This window comes from Paraburkholderia piptadeniae (assembly GCF_900007165.1).
GTDB classification, from domain to species: Bacteria; Pseudomonadota; Gammaproteobacteria; order Burkholderiales; family Burkholderiaceae; genus Paraburkholderia; species Paraburkholderia piptadeniae.
The window spans coordinates 1-4886 of sequence record NZ_CYGY02000131.1 but is presented as its reverse complement, the minus strand read 5'-3'; the positions used below and the strand labels follow the sequence as shown (position 1 = coordinate 4886).

Genomic DNA, 4886 nt, shown 5'->3' with positions numbered 1-4886 from the left:
GGTCATGTCCTGCGGGCCGAGGCTGGCGGTGGTGGCATGCGGGGCGGAAGTGGCCGGATCTTGCTCGCTCATGGCGTCTCCAGTTAATTAAACGGAACGTAATGTTCCAAATAAGATGTATGAGACGAATTTAGGATGAAAGAAAGCCGCAGTCAACCCATAAAAACAATTAACGGAACGATTTGTATCTAAAAAATAATGACGTTATGATGGGGCATGCGTTCGTGATCGCGTTCGAACAGGAGGATGGAAGTGACCGATATCGTGACTAGCAAGCCGGATCGCATGGTGGACGCGCGCAGCGTGTTCGGCATCGATGTCGATCTGAAAGTGCCCGCCTTCAGCGAGCGAGACGATCACGTTCCGGAAATCGACGAGGTTTATCGCTTCAACACTGAGGTGACGTTGGCGATTCTCGCCGGCTTCATGTGCAACCGGCGTGTGATGGTTCAAGGGCTGCACGGCACAGGCAAGTCGTCTCACATCGAACAGGTTGCCGCGCGCCTGAACTGGCCGTGCGTTCGCGTCAATCTGGACGGCCACATCAGCCGGCTCGATCTCGTCGGCAAAGATGCGATCGTCGTGCGCGGCGATCATCAGGTGACCGAGTTTCAGGAAGGGATCGTGCCTTGGGCGTTGCAGCGCCCCGTCGCGCTGATCTTCGACGAATACGATGCGGGTCGCCCCGATGTGATGTTCGTCATCCAGCGCATCCTCGAAACCGACGGCAAGTTCACGCTGCTCGACCAGAACCGCGTGATTCATCCGCACCCGTGTTTCCGGCTGTTCGCGACGACCAACACCGTCGGACTCGGCAATCTCAACGGGCTCTATCACGGCACGCAGACGCTGAATCACGCGCAGATCGACCGCTGGAACGTCGTGGCGACGCTGAACTATCTGTCGCGCGAGGACGAGCGGGCGATCGTGCTCGCGCGTGCGCCCGAGCTCGACGACGCAGCAGGCCGCGCGCTCGTCGAATCGATGGTCAGCGTGGCCGAACTGACTCGCAAAGGCTTTGCGGCAGGCGATCTGTCGACGCTGATGTCGCCGCGCACCGTGATCAACTGGGCGGAGAACATCAGGATCTTTCGCGATCCGGGCCTCGCTTTCTGCCTGACGTTCCTGAACAAGTGCGACGAAGCCGAGCGGCCGGTCGTCGCCGAATACTTCCAGCGCGCGTTCGGCAAGGAACTGGCTTCGTTCGAAAGCGGCAACGTGCTCACCCTGGCAACGCCATGAAGTCGTCCGATCGCGAAGCGGCCCGGCGCGCTGCGCGCGGCGACGCGCTGCGTGCAGCGACCGTGCGCGCGCTCACGGGCGATGCCACCTTTCATTACAGCAACGGTCGGCTGTGCCGGAACATGAAGCCGCTGCCGATTCATGCGCCGCATCTGCGAACGGCCTTCGCAGAAGACACGTTCGCGTCGTCGCGCGGCGCGGCGGATGGCGCGGCATTGCGGGTACGGCATTCCGATGCCGAACTGCATCGTCGGCTGTTGCCGGAGGGTTCCGTTCAGCGGCTGCTATTCGAACTCCTCGAACAACTGCGCTGCGAATCGTTGCTGCCCGAAGGCATGCCGGGGCTTGCGCAGAATTTGCGGAGCCGCTTCGAAGCGTGGTCGCGCGACATGCATCGCTCGGCGATCGTTGACGGACATCTCGGGCTGCTGCTCTACAGCGTGGCCCAGATGTGCTGGTCGCGTCTGTCGGGTTGGCCGGTGCTGGAGGAAACGGAAGGTCTGATCGAAGCGACGCGGGCTTCCATTGCGCCCCTGATCGGCGCGCCGCTTGCCGGCATGCGACGCACGCGTGGCGACCAACGCGCGTTCGCGGAACACGCGCTCGAACTGGCGCGGCAGATCAGCGAGATGATCGACGCCGAACGCGCCGCGCGTCTGCCCGACGAAGCCGAAGATCAGCAAGACGACGAGGCGGCGCGCAATGCGTTCTCGCTCTTTCTCGACTTCGAAGACGGTGATGAGGAAGGCATCACGCTCGCGCACACGGGCGAGAGCCGCGTGCTGCGAGCGTCGGAGCAGGGCTATCGCGTCTTCACGACCCGCTACGATCGCGAGTCCTATGCGGCAACGCTCGTGCGCAAGGCGTTGCTTGCGGAGTATCGCGAACGCCTCGACGAACGCATCGGCGCACAGGCCCTCAATGTGCCGCGTCTCGCGCGCGCGTTGAAGGCCGCGCTCGCCGTGCCGCAGCGCGACGGCTGGTCGTTTGGCGAAGAACATGGACGCATCGACGGAAGGCGGCTCGCGCAACTCGTCAGCTCGCCCGCCGAGCGGCGCCTGTTTCGCCTTGAGCGGCACACGTTGATTGCCGAATCGATGGTGAGCTTTCTGATCGACTGCTCGGGCTCGATGCGAGCGCAGATCGAGCCCGTCGCGATGCTGATCGATGTGCTGACGCGCGCGCTCGACTCGGCGGGCATCGCCAGCGAAGTGCTGGGCTTCACGACGGGCGCATGGAACGGCGGCCGCGCTCGGCTCGACTGGCTGGCGCAGGGGCGGCCGCGTCATCCGGGGCGGCTCAACGAAGTGGGCCATCTCGTGTTCAAGGATGCCGAAACGAGCTGGCGACGCGCGCGCGCCGATATCGCCGCGCTGCTCAAGGGCGATCTCTTTCGCGAGGGCGTGGACGGCGAAGCCATCGAGTGGGCGTGCAACAGGTTGCGCGCGCATGCCGTGAACCGGCGCATCCTGATCGTCGTCTCAGACGGCAGCCCGATGGACGCCGCGACCCACCAGGCCAACGACGCTTACTACCTCGACAATCATCTGAAGCAGGTGATCGGCGAGCAGCGGGCGGCGGGCGATGTCGAAGTGCTGGGGCTCGGTATCGGGCTCGATCTCAGTCCGTACTATCGGCATTCGCTGGCCGTGGACCTTTCGGCGCCGCCTGACATGACCTTGCTTGCCGGGATCGTGGGCTTTATCGGTGCGGCCGGACGGCGCGGCAGATAGCGCCGGATAAGCGCTACGCGACAAGCCGCCAGACGGAGGTCAACACGAGCTGTCCGCCGATGATCACCAGCACACCGAACGCGACGCGCCGCGTCATCACGCCTGACAGCGGCGGCGGTCGATGACGCGCCGCCAGTGTCGCCAGGCTGACGACAGGCAGTGCGATCGCTGCCTGTATCCAGATGGCGGAGTTCAACTGGCCCGTCGACGCACTGAATGCCGTGCGGATCGCGGCAGTCTCGCCGAACAGAACGATTAGCGCGCAGCGGATCTGCGTGACGGACAGGGGCTGTCGATAGAACTGATAGATGAGTGGCGGCCCCGATATGCCGAACATGCCGCTCAGCAGCCCGCCGAACACACCGCTCACGAAGAAGCCGCGATTACCCGAACGCTGTTCGAGTGGAGCGGGCCGCAACGCAGAGCCGATGCCGCCATACAGCACGACGATGCCCAGCAGCAGATGCAGCACTGCCGATGCAGCGGCGCTCAGGTAATCGAGTAGCGCGACGCCCGCAATCACGGAAGGCACGATGCCGAGCGTGGCAGCGCCCACCGCGCGCCAATCGACGTGATGCAGCTTGCCGGGCAGGGCGATCGAACAGTTCGCGAGCGTCACGACGCTGACGAGCGCAGCCACGCTTGCAACGGGCGCGAGGTTCGTTCCGCTTGCGACACCGATCACGATCATGCCGAGCCCAAAGCCCGTCACGGTCTGGAAATAGCTTGCGGCGCCCATCAGCGCCAGAAGAGGAATCAGCTTGTCGAGGGTCATGATGGGGGCAGGGCCCCCCTGACACCTGCTTTCGAATCATGATGATGCGTGTTCATCTGCGGGCAGGACTCCGAGCGCTGCATGTGCCTGTACGCAGGTTACTGCAATCACGTAGTAAATATCATCCTCGCTGCATCCGCGCGAAAGATCGTTGGCGGGCTTTTGCAGGCCTTGCAGCAAGGGGCCGATGGCCTTCGCACCGCCGATGCGCTCCGCGAGCTTGTAGCCGATATTGCCCGCTTCGAGGCTTGGAAAGATCAGCGTGTTTGCGTGGCCCTCGACCTGCGAATGATGAACCTTACGCATTGCGATCTCGGCGACGATTGCGGCGTCGAGTTGCACGTCGCCGTCGATGGCCAGATGCGGGCGTGCTTCCTTGACGAGACGTGTCGCCTCGACAACCTTGTCGACGGCGGCGTGGTGCGCGCTGCCGCTCGTGGAGAACGACAGCATCGCCACTCTGGGCTCTTCCATCAGCAGAGCCCGGGTGCTGTCCGCGGCGGCCATCGCGATTTCGGAGAGCTGCACGGCGTCGGGTTCGACGACGAGCGCGCAGTCCGAAAAGATCAGTCCGCCCTTCATCGTATGGAAGGGCTCGCACAGCATCATCAGGAAGAAACTCGACACGAGCTTGAACGACGGGCGAATGCCGATGATCTGAATCGCGTTGCGCACGACGTCGGCCGTGGTGTTGACTGCACCCGCAACCGATCCGTCGGCGTGCCCGAGGCGCACCATCAGGTTCGCGAAGCAAAGCGGATTGAGCACTTCGCGCTGCGCCTCGTCGCGCGTCATGCCTTTCTTGCTGCGCAGCGCGAACAGTTCGTCAGCGAATTGCCGGGAAAGGGGTGAGGTGGCAGGCGTGACAAGCTCGATGCCGGTGAGATCGATGCCTTCTTTCTCGGCGGCTTGCCGGGTTGGCACAGTGTCGCCGACCAGCACGATACGGGCGATACCTTCCTGCGTCGCGCGCTGTGCGGCGCGCAGCACGCGCGCGTCCTCGGACTCGCACAGCACGATACGCATGGGCGATTGACGCGCGCTCTCGATGATGCGGTAGATGGGTTTCATGGCGACGATGGGTTGTGATGGCACAAGCAACGTTCCCCGGCACGGTCTGAAGTTGCCGGGGAACG

4 protein-coding genes are annotated in these 4886 nt (G+C 63.6%); 2 read left to right on the top strand and 2 right to left on the bottom strand.

Annotation, left to right across the window (positions count from 1 at the left end; all coding sequences use genetic code 11):
- The first annotated feature begins 246 nt into the window (after window positions 1–246).
- Together BN2476_RS42425 and BN2476_RS42420 are read left to right on the top strand one after the other, a co-directional pair.
- A complete protein-coding gene (locus BN2476_RS42425) occupies window positions 247–1242 on the top strand; it encodes an AAA family ATPase (RefSeq protein WP_173819727.1) in 996 nt (331 codons plus the stop codon).
- Window positions 1239–2975, top strand: coding sequence for a cobaltochelatase CobT-related protein (locus BN2476_RS42420; protein WP_087740117.1), 1737 nt, complete (start codon window positions 1239–1241; stop codon window positions 2973–2975). The genes BN2476_RS42425 and BN2476_RS42420 overlap by 4 nt, the downstream gene beginning before the upstream one ends.
- Window positions 2976–2988: 13 nt before the next feature.
- Here BN2476_RS42420 and BN2476_RS42415 read toward each other — a convergent pair whose 3' ends face one another.
- Window positions 2989–3750 (bottom strand): sulfite exporter TauE/SafE family protein, encoded by a 762-nt coding sequence (locus BN2476_RS42415; protein WP_087740116.1) that lies wholly within the window; start codon window positions 3748–3750, stop codon window positions 2989–2991.
- 36 nt (window positions 3751–3786) lie between these two features.
- Window positions 3787–4821, bottom strand: a complete 1035-nt coding sequence (gene pta / locus BN2476_RS42410; RefSeq protein ID WP_087740115.1) for a phosphate acetyltransferase — start codon at window positions 4819–4821, stop codon at window positions 3787–3789.
- Window positions 4822–4886: the final 65 nt, after the last annotated feature.